This is a genomic window from Ottowia sp. oral taxon 894 (assembly GCF_001262075.1).
GTDB classification, from domain to species: domain Bacteria; phylum Pseudomonadota; class Gammaproteobacteria; order Burkholderiales; family Burkholderiaceae_C; genus Ottowia; species Ottowia massiliensis.
In genome coordinates this window covers 1043220-1060528 of record NZ_CP012073.1, presented here as the reverse complement: position 1 = coordinate 1060528, position 17309 = coordinate 1043220, and the positions used below count along the sequence as shown (strand labels likewise).

At 66.6% G+C, this 17309-nt stretch carries 12 protein-coding genes; 6 read left to right on the top strand and 6 right to left on the bottom strand.

Annotated features, from left to right (window positions below; all coding sequences use genetic code 11):
* Nucleotides 1-94: 94 nt before the first annotated feature.
* From murA to ispG, 6 genes are all read left to right on the top strand, one after another.
* Nucleotides 95-1384, top strand: a complete 1290-nt coding sequence (murA, locus tag ADJ79_RS04470) for a UDP-N-acetylglucosamine 1-carboxyvinyltransferase (RefSeq protein ID WP_050714967.1) — start codon at nt 95-97, stop codon at nt 1382-1384.
* A 260-nt stretch (nt 1385-1644) separates the two neighbouring features.
* A complete protein-coding gene (gene ndk, locus ADJ79_RS04465; RefSeq protein ID WP_050714966.1) occupies nt 1645-2070 on the top strand; it encodes a nucleoside-diphosphate kinase in 426 nt (141 codons plus the stop codon).
* Nucleotides 2071-2107: 37 nt separating this feature from the next.
* Complete coding sequence (gene rlmN, locus ADJ79_RS04460; RefSeq protein WP_050714965.1) at nt 2108-3310, top strand: 23S rRNA (adenine(2503)-C(2))-methyltransferase RlmN; 1203 nt, start codon at nt 2108-2110, stop codon at nt 3308-3310.
* A gap of 13 nt (nt 3311-3323) precedes the next feature.
* Nucleotides 3324-4157 carry a type IV pilus biogenesis/stability protein PilW gene (gene pilW, locus ADJ79_RS04455; RefSeq protein ID WP_156304024.1) on the top strand — a complete coding sequence of 278 codons (834 nt, stop codon included), beginning with the start codon at nt 3324-3326 and terminating at the stop codon, nt 4155-4157.
* Nucleotides 4150-5154 (top strand): helix-turn-helix domain-containing protein, encoded by a 1005-nt coding sequence (locus ADJ79_RS04450; protein ID WP_050714964.1) that lies wholly within the window; start codon nt 4150-4152, stop codon nt 5152-5154. Before pilW ends, ADJ79_RS04450 begins: the two co-directional genes overlap by 8 nt.
* A gap of 58 nt (nt 5155-5212) precedes the next feature.
* Nucleotides 5213-6502, top strand: coding sequence for a flavodoxin-dependent (E)-4-hydroxy-3-methylbut-2-enyl-diphosphate synthase (ispG, locus tag ADJ79_RS04445; RefSeq protein ID WP_050714963.1), 1290 nt, complete (start codon nt 5213-5215; stop codon nt 6500-6502).
* Nucleotides 6503-6545: 43 nt separating this feature from the next.
* Here the strand turns inward: ispG and ADJ79_RS04440 are convergent, their stop codons facing one another.
* The 6 genes from ADJ79_RS04440 to ADJ79_RS04420 all read right to left on the bottom strand — a co-directional run bounded on the left by ADJ79_RS04440 (nt 6546) and on the right by ADJ79_RS04420 (nt 17199).
* Nucleotides 6546-6815: a hypothetical protein gene (locus ADJ79_RS04440; RefSeq protein ID WP_050714962.1), complete on the bottom strand. Its 270-nt coding sequence runs from the start codon at nt 6813-6815 to the stop codon at nt 6546-6548.
* A 163-nt stretch (nt 6816-6978) separates the two neighbouring features.
* The gene (locus ADJ79_RS14945) at nt 6979-7119 is read right to left on the bottom strand and encodes a hypothetical protein (protein WP_172674023.1); all 141 of its coding nucleotides are present in this window, start codon (nt 7117-7119) and stop codon (nt 6979-6981) included.
* 154 nt (nt 7120-7273) lie between these two features.
* Nucleotides 7274-8803 carry a sodium:alanine symporter family protein gene (locus tag ADJ79_RS04435; RefSeq protein WP_082202979.1) on the bottom strand — a complete coding sequence of 510 codons (1530 nt, stop codon included), beginning with the start codon at nt 8801-8803 and terminating at the stop codon, nt 7274-7276.
* 183 nt (nt 8804-8986) lie between these two features.
* On the bottom strand, nt 8987-15184 hold the full coding sequence (locus ADJ79_RS04430) for an excinuclease ABC subunit UvrA (protein ID WP_371256945.1): 6198 nt from the start codon (nt 15182-15184) through the stop codon (nt 8987-8989).
* Nucleotides 15185-15442: 258 nt separating this feature from the next.
* Entirely contained in the window at nt 15443-16363 is a 921-nt protein-coding gene (locus ADJ79_RS04425; RefSeq protein WP_082202977.1) for a lysophospholipid acyltransferase family protein, read from the bottom strand.
* A 5-nt stretch (nt 16364-16368) separates the two neighbouring features.
* Nucleotides 16369-17199 (bottom strand): lysophospholipid acyltransferase family protein, encoded by an 831-nt coding sequence (locus ADJ79_RS04420; protein WP_050714961.1) that lies wholly within the window; start codon nt 17197-17199, stop codon nt 16369-16371.
* Between the last annotated feature and the right edge of the window lie 110 nt (nt 17200-17309).

The window sequence follows — 17309 nt, the reverse complement described above, 5'->3', positions numbered from 1 at the left end:
GGATTGTCGCCGGGCCAGGCGGACATGCCCATCAGGGATGAAGTAATCTTCCCGCCCGCATCTTTTCCGCGCCACGCCCCGCATCAATCTCCTCATGGACAAACTCCTCATTCGCGGCGGCCGCCGCCTGCAAGGCGAAGTCGTCATCTCCGGCGCAAAAAACGCCGCCCTGCCCGAAATGTGCGCCGCGCTGCTCACCACAGACCCCGTGCGCCTGACCAACGTGCCGCGCCTGCAAGACGTGGCCACCATGCGCCGCCTGCTGCAAAGCATGGGCATGGACGTGCAAACCGTGGGCGAGCGCGGCGGCATGCGCTTTCACTGCGCCGGCCCGCTGGAGCCGCGCGCGCCCTATGAGCTGGTCAAGACCATGCGCGCTTCCATTCTGGCGCTGGGGCCGCTTCTGGCGCGGCTGGGGCATGCCAGCGTGTCGCTGCCCGGCGGCTGCGCCATTGGGCAGCGGCCCGTGGATCAGCACATCAGCGGCCTGCGCGCGATGGGCGCCGAAATCGAAGTGGAGCACGGCTACATCCAGGCCCGCCTGCCCGCCGGACGCCAGCGCCTGCAAGGCGCGCGCATCACCACCGACATGATCACTGTCACCGGCACCGAAAACCTGCTCATGGCCGCCACGCTGGCCGAAGGCGAAACCGTGCTGGAAAACGCCGCGCAGGAACCGGAAGTGGCCGATCTGGCCGAAATGCTCATCCGCATGGGCGCGCGCATCGAAGGCCACGGCAGCAGCCGCATCCGCGTGCAGGGCGTGCAGCGCCTGCACGGCTGCGAGCACGCCGTGGTGGCCGACCGCATCGAGGCGGGCACCTTCGCCGTGGCCGTGGCCGCCACGGGCGGCGATGTGCTGCTGCGCCACGCCCGCGCCGAACACCTGGGCGCCGTGCTGGAAAAACTGCGCGAGGCGGGCGTGCGCGTGCAAGAAGAAAACACGCCCGAAGGCAGCGCCCTGCGCGTGCAAAGCGAAGGCGCGGCGCATCTGAAGGCGCAGAACTTCCGCACCAGCGAATACCCCGGCTTTCCCACCGACATGCAGGCGCAGTTCATGGCGCTCAATTGCGTGGCGCAAGGCCACAGCGCGGTGACGGAAACCATTTTTGAAAATCGCTTCATGCACGTGAACGAACTGGCCCGCCTGGGCGCGCGCATTCACGTGGAAGGCCGCACGGCCGATATAGACGGCGCGGCCAGCCTGACGGGCGCAACCGTCATGGCCACCGATTTGCGCGCCTCGGCCAGCCTGGTCATCGCCGCCCTGGTGGCCGAAGGACAAACGCGCGTGGACCGCATCTACCACCTGGACCGGGGCTACGACCAGATGGAAGAAAAGCTGCGCGCCATAGGCGCGGACATCGAGCGCGTGAGCGCCTGAGAGCCTGCTTTGAGGCGGCCCAGGCCCGGCGCTGGCGGCCCGTTTTTACCCGCTCCTCAATCGATAGCAAACTCTCCAGTCTCCACTAAGACCTCAGGCTATTTAGGCGGCCTGAATTTGCTCCTGTTTACAAAGCAAAACGGGCTGTCTGCACGCGACGGCCCGTTTTGACTTGGCAAGACTTCACACAATCACGCCTCTAAAATAAACAATTTTTAATGGGGCGTATCCGCGCCCCGCTTTTTTGCAGAGAAACCAGCATGGCCATTGAACGCACTCTTTCCATCATCAAGCCCGATGCCGTCGCCAAGAACGTCATCGGCCAGATTTACGCCCGTTTTGAAGGCGCCGGCCTGAAAGTCGTGGCCGCCCGCATGGCGCATCTCTCGCGCCGTGAAGCCGAGCAGTTCTACGCCGTGCACAAAGAGCGCCCCTTCTTCAAGGATCTGGTGGACTTCATGGTCTCCGGCCCCGTGATGATTCAGGTGCTCGAAGGCGAAGGCGCGATTGCCAAAAACCGCGAGCTGATGGGCGCAACCGACCCCAAGAAGGCCGAAAAAGGCACCATCCGCGCCGATTTCGCCGACAGCATTGACGCCAACGCCGTGCACGGCTCCGACGCGCCTGAAACTGCCGCCGTGGAAGTGGCCTTCTTCTTCCCCGGCATGCAAATCTTCTCCCGCTAAAAAAGCCTTGAACAGGCAAAGCGCAGCGGCTGGCCCCATGACTGAAGCAACCGTCAATCTGCTCGACTTTGACGCGCAAGGGCTGGCCGCCTTTTGCGAAACGCTGGGCGAAAAGCGCTTTCGCGCCACCCAGCTTTTCCGCTGGATTCACCAGCGCGGCGCCAGCGACTTTGCGCAAATGAGCGACCTGGCCAAATCGCTGCGCGACAAACTGGCGGGCCGCGCCAGCGTGACGGCGCTGCGCGCCATCAAGCAGCACGAATCGCGCGACGGCACAGTAAAGTGGCTGTTCGACGTGGGCGGCGGCAATGCGGTGGAAACCGTGTTCATCCCCGAAGACGACCGGGGCACGCTGTGCATTTCCTCGCAAGCGGGCTGCGCCGTGGGCTGCCGCTTTTGCTCCACCGGCCATCAGGGCTTCAGCCGCAACCTCACATCGGGCGAAATCGTGGCGCAACTGTGGTTTGCCGAGCATTTCCTGCGCCGCAAGCTGGCAACGGATCAGCGCGTGATTTCCAACGTGGTGATGATGGGCATGGGCGAGCCGCTGCAAAACTACGCCCGGCTGGTGCCCGCCCTGCGCACCATGCTGGACGACCACGCCTACGGCCTCTCGCGCCGCCGGCTCACGGTTTCCACCTCTGGCGTGGTGCCCATGATCGACCGGCTGGCCGCCGACTGCCCCGTGGCCCTGGCTGTTTCGCTGCACGCGCCCACGGATGAACTGCGCGATGCCCTCGTGCCGCTGAACCGCAAATACCCGCTGGCCGAGCTGCTGGCCGCCTGCACGCGCTACCTGGCGCATGCGCCGCGCGACTTCATCACTTTTGAATACTGCATGCTGGACGGCGTGAACGACCAGCCCTCGCATGCCAAGGCGCTGATCGCCCTGATGCGCGCCCACGCCGCCGACGGGCTGCGCTGCAAATTCAACCTGATTCCGTTCAATCCTTTCCCGCAATCGGGCCTGCTGCGCTCGCCAGCGGCCAGCGTGCAGGCGTTCGCGAAGATGCTCAATGACGCGGGCATCGTCACCACCGTGCGCAAAACGCGCGGCGACGACATTGACGCCGCCTGCGGCCAATTGGCGGGCGACGTGCGCGACCGCACCCGCGTGGCCGAGCGCATGGCGCGCCAGCACACCGTGGTGCTGCACCGCATGCCGCGCCTGACGCCTGCCGCCCCCTCCGCCGCCCAGCCTGCCGCCGCCCGGCGGGCGGCCTCAGCCGATTTCATCTGAAGGAGCCTCTGTCATGAATGCCATGCCCGCTTCCCCGCTTTTTCGCAGCCTGGCGCTGGCCGCCGCTGCGCTGGCGCTGGCCGCCGCCCTGGGCGGCTGCGCCACTTCAGGCAGCAAAACTGGCATGGACGACGCCGTTTCCGCCGGCCTGATCACGCCCGACAACGAAACCGACGCCCGGCGCCGCGCCCGCACGCGCCTGGCGCTGGCGGCCAGTTACTTTGAAAACGGGCAGACCGCCGTGGCGCTGAGCGAACTCAAGCAGGTGCTGCAAATCGACCCCACCTTCCCGGACGCCTACAACCTCTCGGGCCTCATTTACATGTCTCTGGGCGACATGCCCATGGCCAGCGCCCAGTTGCAGCGCGCCCTGTCGCTCAATCCGCGCGACAGCAACACCTTGCACAACCTGGGCTGGATGTACTGCCAGCAAAAAAATTACGAACAGGCCAGCCAGATGTTCGACCGCGCCGTCAGCAACCCGCTGTACCCGGAGCGCGCCAAGACCCTGATGACCAAGGGCATCTGCGAGGCCCGCGCGGGCGACCGCACCAAGGCCGAAGCCACGCTGCTGAAAGCCTACGAGCTGGACCCTGGCAACCCCATCACCGGCTACAACCTCTCGCAGCTGCTGTTCCTGCGCGGCGACCTGGAGCGCGCGCGCTTTTACATCCGCCGCCTGAACAACAGCGAACTGGGCAACGCCGAATCGCTATGGCTGGGCATCAAGATCGAGCGCCAGCTTGGCCACACGGAAGCCGTGCTGCAACTGGCCGACCAGCTGCGCCGCCGCTACCCCAGCTCAAGCCAGCTGGTGTCCTATGAGCGGGGACGCTTCAATGAGTGAGCTGGCACGGCAGGGCCGCGACAGCGCTCCGGCGCCGCTGCCTTTGCGCGAGCAGGCGACCGCGCCCGCCCCGCTGGAGACTGACGCGCCGGCCGCCAAGTCCGAGCCGCCCGATGCGCCCGCCGTGCGCGCGGGCGTGATGCTGCGCCAGGTGCGTGAAGCCGCTGGCATCGACGCCGACCTGCTCGCCAATGCCCTGAAAGTGCCGCTGTACCGCATCGAGGCGCTGGAAGCCGGGCGTCTGGAGCTGCTGCCTGACATCACCTTCGCCCGGGGCCTGGCCGCATCCATCTGCCGCCACCTGGGGGGCGATGCCGCCGCCGTGCTGGCCTGCATGCCCACCTCGCGCCACGGCCTGTACAGCCCCGCCAGCAACGCGGGCTATGCGCCGTTTCACCGCGCCAGCGACCGGCCCGCATCGCTGCTGTCGCACTTGTTCAGCCGCCCGGTGCTGATCATCCTGGCGCTGCTGGCGCTGGGCGCGGCGGCGCTGTCTTTGCTGCCCACGCTGCCCATCCGGCTCAACGCCCCGGCGGAAACCACGCAGGACGGCGCGCGCGAAGACGGCGCTCACGCCCCCGCGCCCGGCATGGTGGTGGAAGCCGTCAGCGAACACTCTGCCTCGCCGCTGGCGGCCCAGCCGCCTCTCCAGCCGGAGCCGCCGGCTTCTTCAACGCCCGCTCTTCTCGCGCCTGCCGCAGCGCCAGAAGCCACGCCCGCCGCCGCAGAAGCCGCGCCGGTTGCGCCCCAGCCCGCCGCCCCATTCATCGCCTTCGCCGCCACGCAGTCCACCTGGGTGAGCGTGCGCGACGCCAAAGGCAAAAACCTGCTGGACCGCACCCTCAAGGCGGGCGAGCAGGCCAGCGTGACCGAAGGCGAGCTGCCGCTGGCCGTGAAGATCGGCAAGGTTGATGGCGTCAGCGTCACCGTGCGCGGCGAGCCGTTTGACGCCAAAGCCCTGGCTCGCGGCAGTGTGGCCCGCTTTGAAGTGAAATAAGGCCCTTTTGCCGCTTTCACCGGCCAGAAGCGCACTGCCGCCAGGCCGGATTTCCACGATGCCTGAAACCGCCTTCGCCCAACCCATTGCCATCGTCCAGCCCGCCGCGCGCCGCTCGCGCCAGGCGCGCGTTTGCTGGGGCGCGCGCGTCGTCACTGTCGGCGGCGATGCGCCCGTGCGCGTGCAATCCATGACCAACACCGACACCGTGGATGCCATTGGCACCGCCATCCAGGTCAAGGAACTCGCGCAAGCCGGCAGCGAAATGGTGCGCCTGACGGTCAATACCCCCGAGGCCGCCGCCGAAGTGCCCCACATCCGCGAACAGCTCGACCGCATGGGCATCGACGTGCCGCTCATTGGCGACTTCCACTACAACGGCCACCGCCTGCTCACCGAATTTCCGGGCTGCGCCCAGGCCCTGTCCAAATACCGCATCAACCCCGGCAACGTCGGCAAAGGCGACAAAAAAGACAAGCAATTCGGCCAGATGATCGAAGCCGCCCTCAAGTGGGACAAGCCCGTGCGCATTGGCGTGAACTGGGGCAGCCTCGATCAAGACCTGCTGGCCGGCCTGATGGACGCCAACAACCGCCGCGCCCAGCCGTGGGAAGCGCGCCAGGTCATGTACGAGGCGCTCGTCACCTCCGCCATCGAATCGGCCGATCTGGCCGTGCGCCTGGGCATGGCGCCCGGGCAAGTCATCCTCAGCTGCAAAGTCAGCGGCGTGCAAGACCTCATCGCCGTCTATCGCGAACTGGCCCGCCGCTGCCGCTACCCCCTGCACCTGGGCCTGACCGAAGCGGGCATGGGCGCCAAAGGCACCGTCGCCTCGGCGGCCGCCCTGTCCATCCTGCTGCAAGAAGGCATCGGCGACACCATCCGCGTCAGCCTCACCCCCCAGCCCGGCGAAGCGCGCACGCAAGAAGTGCTGGTCGCCAGCGAAATCCTGCAAGCCATGGGCCTGCGCGCCTTCGTGCCCAGCGTCAGCGCCTGCCCCGGCTGCGGCCGCACCACCAGCACCACCTTCCAGGAGCTGGCCAAAGACATTGACGACTACCTGCGCGCCCAAATGCCCGTCTGGCGCGACCTGTACCCGGGCGTCGAGCGCCTGAAAGTCGCCGTCATGGGCTGCATCGTCAATGGCCCCGGCGAAAGCAAACACGCCGACATCGGCATCAGCCTGCCCGGCAACGGCGAATCGCCCGCCGCCCCCGTCTTCATTGACGGCGAAAAAGCCATGACCCTGCGCGGCGATCACATCGCGCAAGACTTCCAGCGCATCGTGGAAGACTACATCGCCGCCCGCTTCGGCAATGGCAACCCCGCTGCGGCAAAAGCTGCCTGAAGCGAAGGGCGTTATTTTGCTCCTTTATCAATAGCGTGACGTCCTAGTGGAAAGCGCGCAGAGCGGTATTTTTTACCCCTGAAATTTGCTCTTGTTTTTGACAAGAGATGCAGGTGCGGCGCAAAACGCAGGTGCACCTGAAGCCGCCGCTCGCGCCCAGGCCGCCGCAGATTTGACAACGGTAAAAAAATGGAGCGGCGGCGTCAATTTGCAGTGCTTCGGGGCAGGCAGAAACCACGGCAATCAGGCAAAACTCTTCCAGATAATCCAATACCGCCGAAACAACGGGCAGCGGCAGCAGCCGTTTTTTCAATATGGCCTGAAGGCGTTCCCGCCAACAGCAGGCCGGTCAGACGAAGATAGGTATAGCCGAACAGCGCGGGATAAACCATGTCGGCGGCCATCTGGCGGTACAGATAAAACCGCCTGCCCTCTGCCCCCAAGTTACCCAAATAGGTTTGCAGATAAACGCTGCCTTAATTGCACGGCAGCATATCGGGCAAAGTCAGGCCGTTTGAAAAACGGCTCAGTCCGGACTGTTTATAAAACAGCAACAACAAATAAACGGCGTTGGTAACTCCCAGCCAAAGCCAAACAAGATGCAGGTGTTTTTTCATCAAACCCCTGCTTTTATTTTTGGAAACTTTTCAATCCGCAGATGGGCCTTGCTGCCCGCTTGCGCCCGACAAAACGTTTGCAACGCCCAAGATCGCCCGAGGCCGCGCTTTTCGCGCCCACGGGCGTGGCTTGGCACAGGCTCTCAGGCTGCCATTACCAGATATCGGCCTGCGGCACGCGGCCTTTGAGCTGCGGGTGGGCCGCCAGCCGGAAAACCGGCTCTTTCGAGCCGGCGCGCAACTGCGCCGAATAGTCTTTGAGCAGCATGAACACCAGCGGGCACAGCAGCACGATGGCCACCAGGTTGATGAAGGACATGATGCCCATCGACAAATCGCCCATGTCCCACACCAGCCCCACTTTGGCCACCGCGCCGAAGTACACGAAGGCCAGCACCGCCATGCGGAAGATGGCCAGCGTCAGGCGATGGCTGTGCAGGTACTGCACGTTGGACTCGGCGTAGGCGTAGTTGCCAATCACCGAAGAAAACGCAAACATGAACAGCACCACCGCCAGGAAATACTGCCCGAAGCCCCCCACCTGGCTTTCCAGCGCCGATTGCGTGAGCTGAATGCCCGTGAGCGCGCCACCGGCAGGCATGTCAGACAGCAGCACGATGAAGGCCGTGCATGAGCACACCACGATGGTGTCCACGAACACGCCCAGCATCTGAATCATTCCTTGCGAGACCGGGTGCTTGACATCCGCTGCCGCTGCCGCATTGGGCGCCGAACCCATGCCCGCCTCGTTGGAAAACAGCCCGCGCTTGATGCCCAGCTGCATGGCCTTGGCCGCTGCGCTGCCTGCCAGCCCGCCTGCGGCGGAGCGGAAGTCGAACGCGTTGTCAAAAATCAGGGCGAACATCTGCGGCACCCTGTCCAGATTCATGGCAATCACATACAGCGCCATCAGCAAATAGGCCGTCGCCATGATGGGCACCAGCGCCTCTGAAATGCGCGACACGCGGCGAATGCCGCCAAAAATGATGGGCGCGGTGATGATGATGAGCACCGCGCCCAGCGCGTGGCGGTACACCTGCCAGTCTTGCTCACAAGCGCCGCTGCCGCTGGCGCAGCCCGCCGCCGATTTCACCGCCTCGATGATCGTGTTGGACTGAATGGCGTTGAACACAAAGCCAAAACACAAAATCATGCTGAGCGCAAACACCGTGCCCAGCCAGCGCTGGCGCAGGCCATGCGTGATGTAGTACGCCGGCCCGCCGCGAAACTGGCGGTTGCCGTGGTCGCGCACCTTGAAAAGCTGCGCCAGCGACGACTCGGCAAACGCCGAACTCATGCCCAGCAGCGCCGTCATCCACATCCAGAACACCGCGCCCGGCCCGCCCGTGGAAATGGCAATGGCCACCCCGGCGATGTTGCCCGTGCCCACGCGGCTGGCCAGCCCCGTCACGAACGCCTGAAAGGGCGTGATGCCGTGCCCGTGCGCATCATCGCCATCGCTGCGGCTGCCCAGCATCTCGCGCACGCTGCGCCCCAGCAGCCGCAACTGCACAAACCCCGTGCCCAGCGTGAACAGCACCCCCACGCCCAGCAGCATGTAAACCAGCCAGGTCCACAAAAAATCATTGCCCAGATTGATGCCGCATTGCAGCGCATCCAGCGCGCCGCCCCCATGCGGACTGGACGCCATGCACTGCTCAAAGGCCCCGGTCACGTCAGCCATATTGCTTCCTTTTGTTGGTGAAAGGGGGCGATGGTAGGGCCTGTTCAGAGTCCGCCCGGGGGTGTGAAAGTACAAATCGGTTTTTATAAATACCAAATTCAAATCGTCCAAGACGATTCATGAAAATTGATTTTCGTTATTCATTTCCATATACGGAATTTACGGAGAAATGATTTTTTCATATCAATTTCCTTTTCGGGATTTCAAAAGCTTTTCCACCGCCTGCCCCGTGTGCGTGCCTGCCTTCACCACATCTTCCGGCGTGCCGGCGGCGACCAGCTGGCCGCCGGCGTCGCCGCCTTCGGGGCCTAGGTCGATGATCCAGTCGGCTTCGGCGATGAGGTCCAGGTCGTGTTCGATGACGATGACGCTGTGGCCGGCGTCGACCAGGCGGTGCAGGACGTGGATGAGTTTTTCCACGTCTTGCATGTGCAGGCCGACGGTGGGTTCGTCGAGTACGTAGAGGGTGTGCGGGGCTTTGCGGCCCCGGCGGGTGAGGTCGTCGCGCACTTTGCTCAGTTCGGCAACGAGCTTGATGCGCTGGGCTTCGCCGCCGCTCAAGGTGGGGCTGGGCTGGCCGAGGGTGAGGTAGCCCAGGCCCACGTCGCGCAGCAGGTGCAGCGGGTGGCTGATGGCGGGCATGCTGGCGAAGAATTCGACGGCTTCGTCCACTTCCATTTGCAGCACTTCGCCGATGTTTTTGCCGCGCCAGGTGACGGCCAGGGTTTCGGGCGAAAAGCGCGCGCCGTGGCAGGTTTCGCAGGGCACTTTCACGTCGGGCAGGAAGGCCATTTCGATGGTGCGCATGCCCTGGCCTTCGCAGGCGGGGCAGCGGCCTTCGCCGGTGTTGAAGGAAAAGCGCCCGGGGCCCCAGCCGCGCGCGCGCGCTTCCAGGGTGTCGGCAAAGAGTTTGCGCACGCTGTCCCAAAAGCCAATGTAGGTGGCGGGGCACGAGCGCGGGGTTTTGCCGATGGGGGTTTGATCGACTTCGAGCACGCGGTCGATGCCGCCAAAGCCTTTGAGGTCGGCGCAGCCCGTGGCGCTGCCTGCGCTACTGTTTTGATAGCTGCCCGCGCTTGATTGGCGTGCGCTGGAGCGGGTTTTGGCCGTTGTTCCGGCGGCTGCCTTGCTGGCAAGCAGGCGCTGCACGCTGCTCAGGAGCACGTCGCGGGCGAAGGTGGATTTGCCGCTGCCGCTCACGCCGGTGACGGCGACCAGGCGCTTGAGGGGCAGGGCCGCGTTGATGTGGCGCAGGTTGTGCAGGCTGGCGTTTTGCAGCCAGAGCCAGCCGGGTTCGCTGCTGACGGGAAAGTCGCCCAGCGTTTGCAGGGCCTGGGCCATGCGGGCGGCGGCAGGCGGCTGGCCTTTGCCGGCGCCGCTGCGGATGGCCTGGCTGGCTTCTTGAACGCTGGCGGGCCAGTTCACTTCGCGGCGCGGGTGCAGGGGGTGGCGCATGGCCTGGCGCAGGTAGCGGCCCGTGGCGGATTCGGGCGCGGCGGCCAGGTCGGCCACGCTGCCCTGGGCGATGAGGCGGCCGCCGCGCACGCCCGCGCCGGGGCCGATGTCGATCAGGTGCTCGGCGCGGCGGATGGTGTCTTCGTCGTGCTCCACCACGACCAGCGTGTTGCCTTTGGCCGAGAGCTGGTGCAGCGCGTCCAGCAGGATGTGGTTGTCGCGCGCATGCAGGCCGATGGTGGGTTCGTCGAGCACGTAGCACACGCCTTGCAGGTTGCTGCCCAGCTGGGCGGCCAGGCGGATGCGCTGGGCTTCGCCGCCGCTGAGCGTGGGCGCGCCCCGGTCCAGCGTGAGGTAGCCCAGGCCCACTTGCTCCAGAAATTCAAGGCGGCTGCTGATTTCGGGCAGCAAATCGCGCGCAATCTCCGCTTCGCGCCCTTGCAGGCGCAGCGCGGCAAACCACTGGCGCAGCTGGCTGACGCTCATGCGGGCCAGTTCGGTGATGGCGATGCCGTCGTGGCTTCCGGGGCTTTCAAGGCTCTTTTCCGCTCCTTTTTTAGTAGCTGCCCGCGCTGATTTCACTAGGACCTCAGGCCGATTTGGCTCTGAATCAGAGGGCTTGCCAGAAGGCGCGCCGCTCCATTCCGCTGGCAGTAGCACGTGCCGCGCCACGGGGTTCAGGCGCGTGCCGTGGCAGGCGGGGCAGGGTTGGCCCGTCAGCCCCTCCACATCGGCTTCAGCAAAGCTTTGCTCGCGGCCTTTTGGGTCGCCCGCCAGCACGGAGTCATCCAGCGCCTGGCGCTGCTCGCGTGTGAGCAGCAAGCCGGTGCCCACGCATTCGGGGCACCAGCCGTGTTTGCTGTTGTAGGAAAACAGGCGCGGGTCTGGCTCGGCGTAGCTGGTGTCGCACACGGGGCAGGCGCGGCGGGTGGAAAAGACGGCCACCTGCCCCATGCCAGCCGTGGGCTGGCCCGCTTGCAGCGCGGCTGGCAGGCCGCTGGCGCCGTGCAGCACGTGAACGATGCCTTTGCCGTGCTCCAGCGCGCGCACCAGGCCGCTGCGCAAGGCGGCTTCGTTGCCGGGCGTCACGGGCAAGGTCAGCACGGGCAGCTCGATGGTGTGTTCCTTGAAGCGGTCGATGCGCGGGAAGGCGCTGGTGGGCAGAAATTCGCCATCCACGCGCAAGTGGGCGTAGCCGCGCGGGCGCGCCCATTCGGCCAGTTCGGTGTAAACGCCTTTGCGGCCCACCACCAGCGGGGCCATCAGGCAGATGGTTTGGCCCCGGTAGCGGGTGAGCAGCTGCGCGGCGATGCGTTCGGGCGTTTGCGGCTGCACGGGCGCGCCGTCGTGCACGCAGTGCTGCACGCCCAGCTTCACGTAGAGCAGGCGCAGAAAGTGCCAGACCTCGGTGATGGTGCCCACGGTGGATTTGCGCCCGCCGCGCGAGAGGCGCTGCTCGATGGCGACGGTGGGCGGTATGCCGTGCACGGCGTCCACATCCGGGCGGCCGGCGGGCTGCACGATGCTGCGGGCGTAGGCGTTCAGGCTTTCCAGATAGCGGCGCTGGCCTTCGCCAAAGAGGATGTCGAAGGCCAGCGTGGATTTGCCGCTGCCGCTCACGCCGGTGATGACGCTGAATTTGCCGCGCGGAATGCAAACGCTCAGGTTCTTCAGGTTGTGCTCGCGGGCGTGGACGATTTCAATCTCGGCCGGGGCGGGTGCGGCAGGCGCAGCGGGCGCGGCATAGGCGGCGCGCGCTTCAGCGACTTCAGTCACTTCAGCGGCGGCTTGATCGGCGGCTTCAGCCGCTTGCGCCATGCCCGCCGCCAGCGCGCGCTCGTATTCGCGCAGCGCCGCGCCGGTGTGCGAATGCGGGCAGGCCGCCACTTCGGCGGGCGCGCCTTGCGCCACGATGCGCCCGCCCGCCTCGCCGCCTTCGGGGCCGAGGTCAATCAGCCAGTCGCTGGCGCGCATCATGTCCAGGTTGTGTTCGATGACGATGATGGAGTGCCCCGCTTGCAGCAGCTTGCGCAGCGCGCGCATGAGCTTGGCGATGTCGTCAAAGTGCAGGCCGCTGGTTGGCTCGTCAAACAGAAACAGCGTGCCTTTTGTGGCCACGGGCTGGCGCGACCGGCTGGCTGTTTGCGCAGCTTCGGCCAGGTGGCCCGCCAGTTTCAGGCGCTGCGCCTCGCCGCCGCTGAGCGTGGGCACGGGCTGGCCCAGCTTCACGTAGTCCAGCCCCACATCCATCAGCGGTTGCAGGGCGCGGATAACGTCGCGGTCTTGCGCAAAAAGCTGCGCGGCTTCGGCCACGGTGAGTTCCAGCACGTCGGCCACGTTCAGCGCGCGGGCGGCGGGGGCAGGGTCGGGCCTGCCGCTGGCCACTTCGGCCAGGCGTTCGGCGGCGGCGTCCAGGTCGGCATCCGTGGCCAGGCTGCGCGCGGGGCGCTCTATCGTCACTTCCAGCACTTCGGGCCGCCAGCGGCGGCCGTTGCAGTCGGGGCAGCGCAGATACACGTCGCTCAGAAACTGCATTTCCACGTGCTCGAAGCCGCTGCCGCCGCAGGTGGGGCAGCGGCCGTCGCCGCTGTTGAAGCTGAATTTGGCGGCGGTGTAGCCGCGCTGGCGCGCCAGCGGCGCGGCGGCAAAGAGCTTGCGGATGGCGTCCCACGCGCCCACGTAGCTGGCCGGGTTGGAGCGCGCCGTTTTGCCGATGGGCGATTGATCGACGAACACCACGCCCGCCAGCTGTTCGGCGCCCAGCAGGCGCTCGTGCGCGCCGGGCGCTTCGGTGGCCTGGCCAAAGTGGCGCAGCAGCGCCGGGGCCAGCACGTTTTGAATCAGCGTGGATTTGCCCGAGCCGCTCACGCCCGTCACCGTCACCAGCCGTTGCAGGGGGAAGGCCACATCCAGCCCTTTGAGGTTGTGCTCGCGCGCGCCTTCCAGAATGAGCCGGGGCGTGCTGTCCTGCACGGGCCGCGCCTGCCCGGCGCTGATGCGCTTGCGCCCGCCCAGATACTGGCCGGTGAGCGTATCGGCCTGCCGCAATTGGGCGGGCGTGCCGTCAAACACGATGCGCCCGCCTGCCGCGCCGGGGCCGGGGCCAAAGTCCAGCACGCGGTCGGCGGCCAGCATCACGGCCGGGTCGTGCTCCACCACCACCAGCGTGTTGCCCACGCGCTTGAGGCGCTGCATGGCGCGGTTGATGCGCGCCATGTCGCGCGGGTGCAGGCCAATGCTCGGCTCGTCCAGCACAAACAGCGTGTTCACCAGCGAAGTGCCCAGCGCCGTGGTGAGGTTGATGCGCTGCACTTCGCCGCCGCTCAAGGTGCGGCTTTGCCGGTCCAGCGTGAGGTAGTCCAGCCCCACGTCCGTCAGGTATTGCAGGCGCGCGCGGATTTCGTCCAGGATGAGCTTGCGCGCCTGCGCATCGGCGCTGGCGGCCGATGACGCGGCGGCATCCGCCGCATCAGCGCGAGCGCCGGTTTCAGCTTCAGTTTCGGCATCAAACCGGCCGTTTGTCCTAGTGGAATCTGCGCTGGCAGCTATCTTTTTGGTAGTGATTTCAGGCCCCGCCAGCCGGTCTGCGAACACGCGCAGGCGCTCGATGGGCAGCTGCATCACGTCATGCAGGCTCAGGCCCGGCAGGCTTTCAAGCTGCTCGCGCGTCCAGGCCACGCCGTGCGGCATGAAGCGCTGCGCGGGCGCCAGCACGGCATCGGCGTCGGCCTTGCTGCCCACGCGCCACAAGAGCGATTCGTCTTTGAGGCGCGCGCCGCCGCACGCCTCGCACGGGGTGTAGCTGCGGTATTTGGACAGCAGCACGCGGATGTGCATCTTGTAGGCCTTGCTTTCCAGATACTGGAAAAAGCGCCGCATGCCGTACCACTGCCGGCTCCAGTTGCCCTCGCGGAAATTCGGCGCGCCTTCAATCACCCATTGCCGCTGCTGCGGCGTGAGCTGCGCCCAGGGCGTGTCGCGCGGAATGCCCGCCGCTGCGGCGTGGCGCATCAAATCTTGCTGGCACTCCTTCCACGCGGGCGTCTGAATCGGCTTGATGGCCCCGGCGCGCAAGCTCAGCCGCGCATCAGGCACGACCAGCCCCCAGTCCACGCCAATCACCCGCCCGAAGCCCCGGCACGCCTCGCACGCGCCCACTGGCGAGTTGAAGGAAAACATCGACGGCGACGGCTCGTGATAGCGCCGCCCGCTCTCCGGGCAATGCAGCCCCGTGGAAAAGCGCCAGAGCAGCGGCCCGCCGCTGTTTTCGCCGCTGTCTTGGCCGCTCAAGCCTTCTTTCTCGCCCTCATCCGCCAGCACATACGCCGCCATCTGCCCGCCGCCGCGCCGCAGCGCCACTTCAATGGCCTCCAGCGCCCGCGCGCGCTCGGCGCGCCCCAGGCGGAAGCGGTCGGCCACCACATCCAGCACCTTGCGCCCGCCCTCTTGCCGCTCGGCCTGCACCCGCGTGAAGCCGCTGGCCGATAGCCACTGCTGCACCTCGTCGGCACTGGCGCTGGCGGGCAGCTCCACGGCAAACGTGAGTGCCACGCGCGGATCGCCCGCCGCTTGGGCGCGGCGCAGCAGCTCGGCGTAAATGCTTTCGGCGCTGTCATGGCGCACCGGCAGCGCCGTTTGCGCGTCAAAAAGCTGCCCGGCGCGCGCAAACAGCAGCTTGATGTGGTCGTTCAGCTCCGTCATCGTGCCCACGGTGGAGCGCGAAGAGCGCACCGGATTGGTCTGGTCAATCGCAATCGCGGGCGGCACGCCTTCCACGCGGTCCACCGCCGGTTTGTCCATGCGGTCGAGAAACTGCCGCGCGTAGGCGCTGAAGGTTTCCACATAGCGCCGCTGCCCTTCGGCATACAGCGTGTCAAACACCAGGCTGGACTTGCCCGAGCCGCTCGGCCCCGTCACCACCGTCATCTCGCCCGTGCGAATGTCCACGTCCAGGTTTTTCAGGTTGTGCTGGCGCGCGCCGCGCAGGCGAATCAGCGGCGCGGCGGCGCGGGCAGCAGCCGGATCAGGCGCGGAATCAGGAACGGATGCGGAAACGGGGGCAGGCGTGCAAGCAGCGGTTTTCTTTTTTGGCATGCCCGCACAGATGCCCGCCAGCAGCAGGTTTTCAAGCAGCCCAGGCGCTGCCGCAAGGCGCGCCGCGCGCGAAGCCGCGCCAAAGGCTTTTCAGTACACCGGCGGCTCGCCTTCGGGCCGGGTTTTGAAGCGCTTGTGCACCCAGTAGTACTGCTCGGGCATGGCGTTGATCCACTCTTGCAGGCGCTCGTTCATGAGGGCCGTGTCGGCCTGCACGTCGTCCGTGGGATAGCCCTGCCAGGGGGCGTGCACCTGCACTTCGTAGCCAGCGGCGGTCATGCGGGTGATGACAGGGATGACGCGCGCGCGCCCCAGCCGGGCAAAGCGCGGCAGCGAAGGCACGGTGGCGGCGGGCACGCCGTAAAAGGGCACGAAGATGGACTCTTGCGGGCCGAAGTTCATGTCAGGCAGCAAATAGAGATAGCGGCCGCCGCGCAGGGCCTTGATGACGGGCTTGACGCCGTCTTCCCGGTTGAGCGGCTGCACGTCGCCAAAACGCTGGCGGCCCTGGCGCATCCAGGCGTCCAGCGCCGCATCGCGCTGGATGGTGTAGATGGTGCAGCCGCGCTGGATGAGCCGCTGCATGATGGCCGAGCCGCCCGCGTCCATGCCGTAAAAGTGCGGGGCGAAGAGCACGGCGGCTTCGGGGCGGCGCAGCTCATCGGCCTGGCCGGTGATGCGCACGCGCTCCAGCAGCAGGCGGGGCGCGCCGTGCCAGACCCAGGCGCGGTCCAGAAAAGCCTGAAAAAAGCAGATGAAGCTCTGGCGCGCCACCTGCCGGCGGCGCTTTTCGCTCCACTGCGGAAAGCACAGGCGCAAATTGACCAGGGCCACGTGGCGGCGGCCGCGCGCCAGCGGCCAGCACAGGCTGCCCAGCAGCCAGCCCGCGCCGCGCAGCACGGGCAGCGGCAGCGGGGCGATCAGGCGCATGAGGCGCACGACCAGGCGGCCCGTCCAGCGGCCCCGCGCCGGATCTGCTTTTGCCGCTTGGGCGCAAGGAGATTCGCCCATGGCCTTCAGCCTTGCGGGCGCGGGTGCTTGTAGCGCCCGTAGCCCCAGAGGTATTGCTGCGGGCACTGGCGGATGAGGCGCTCCATCTCGGCGTTGATGTGCGCCACGGCGGCGGACAGCTCTTGCGGCAGCGGGCTTGACAGCGGCTGCACGTGCAGGCAAAAGCCCCGCGCGGCGGGCAGGCGCTCGCCCCACACCAGCAGCGGCGTGGCGCCCGTTTGCAGCGCCAGGCGCGCCGCCAGCGTCATGGTGTAGGCGGGCTTGCCGAAAAAAGGCGTCCACTCGCCCAGCCCTTCGGGCGGCACCTGATCGGGCAGCAGGCCCACGGCATGGCCCGCGCGCAGGGCCTTGAGCATTTGCCGCACGCCCGCCAGCGTGGTGGGCGCGGTTTCCAGCCCCTCACGGCGGCGGGCGGTTTGCACCACTTCGGCCAGCGCCTTCTGGCGCGCGGGGCGGTAGAGCACCGTCAGCGGCCCGTATTGCGCCGAGTAGCGCGCGGCCAGTCCCTGCGCGGTGATCTCGAAGCAGCCCAGATGCGGCGTGAGAAACACGATGCCCCTGCCTGCCGCGTAGGCGGCATCGGCCGCTTCCCGCCCCTGCCACTGCACGGGCACGGGCGGGCCGAACCACAGGCGCGGCGTCTCGCACGCCATGCGGCCCGCGTGCGCCACGGCGGCGCGCACCTGCCCGAAGGCGTAGCCCGCCTGTGCGGCGTTTTGCGCAAAGCGCCTGCGATAGGTGGGAGAAAGCAGCCAGATCAGCCAGCCCAGCGCCGCACCCACGCCGTGCAACAACCCCAACGGCCATCCGGATACAAGGCGATACAGCAAAAGCATGAAAACGCAAATAGGTAGAATGCGCAACTTGTCGCCGAGTTAACCGGGCAACTTGCAGGGCGACATTAAAAAAATACTGCTAAAGCGTTCGCCAGGCTCCTTCCGGTTGC

What these genes read in the sequence shown, in the direction of transcription:
- ispG (WP_050714963.1), top strand. Translation starts at nt 5,213, where the DNA reads ATGCCTGAAACCGCCTTCGCCCAACCCATTGCCATCGTCCAGCCCGCC.
- ADJ79_RS04420 (WP_050714961.1), bottom strand. Translation starts at nt 17,199, where the DNA reads ATGCTTTTGCTGTATCGCCTTGTATCCGGATGGCCGTTGGGGTTGTTG.
- murA (WP_050714967.1), top strand. Translation starts at nt 95, where the DNA reads ATGGACAAACTCCTCATTCGCGGCGGCCGCCGCCTGCAAGGCGAAGTC.
- ADJ79_RS04430 (WP_371256945.1), bottom strand. Translation starts at nt 15,184, where the DNA reads ATGACGGTGGTGACGGGGCCGAGCGGCTCGGGCAAGTCCAGCCTGGTG.
- ADJ79_RS14945 (WP_172674023.1), bottom strand. Translation starts at nt 7,119, where the DNA reads ATGAAAAAACACCTGCATCTTGTTTGGCTTTGGCTGGGAGTTACCAAC.
- pilW (WP_156304024.1), top strand. Translation starts at nt 3,324, where the DNA reads ATGAATGCCATGCCCGCTTCCCCGCTTTTTCGCAGCCTGGCGCTGGCC.
- ADJ79_RS04450 (WP_050714964.1), top strand. Translation starts at nt 4,150, where the DNA reads ATGAGTGAGCTGGCACGGCAGGGCCGCGACAGCGCTCCGGCGCCGCTG.
- ADJ79_RS04435 (WP_082202979.1), bottom strand. Translation starts at nt 8,803, where the DNA reads ATGGCTGACGTGACCGGGGCCTTTGAGCAGTGCATGGCGTCCAGTCCG.
- rlmN (WP_050714965.1), top strand. Translation starts at nt 2,108, where the DNA reads ATGACTGAAGCAACCGTCAATCTGCTCGACTTTGACGCGCAAGGGCTG.
- ADJ79_RS04425 (WP_082202977.1), bottom strand. Translation starts at nt 16,363, where the DNA reads ATGGGCGAATCTCCTTGCGCCCAAGCGGCAAAAGCAGATCCGGCGCGG.
- ndk (WP_050714966.1), top strand. Translation starts at nt 1,645, where the DNA reads ATGGCCATTGAACGCACTCTTTCCATCATCAAGCCCGATGCCGTCGCC.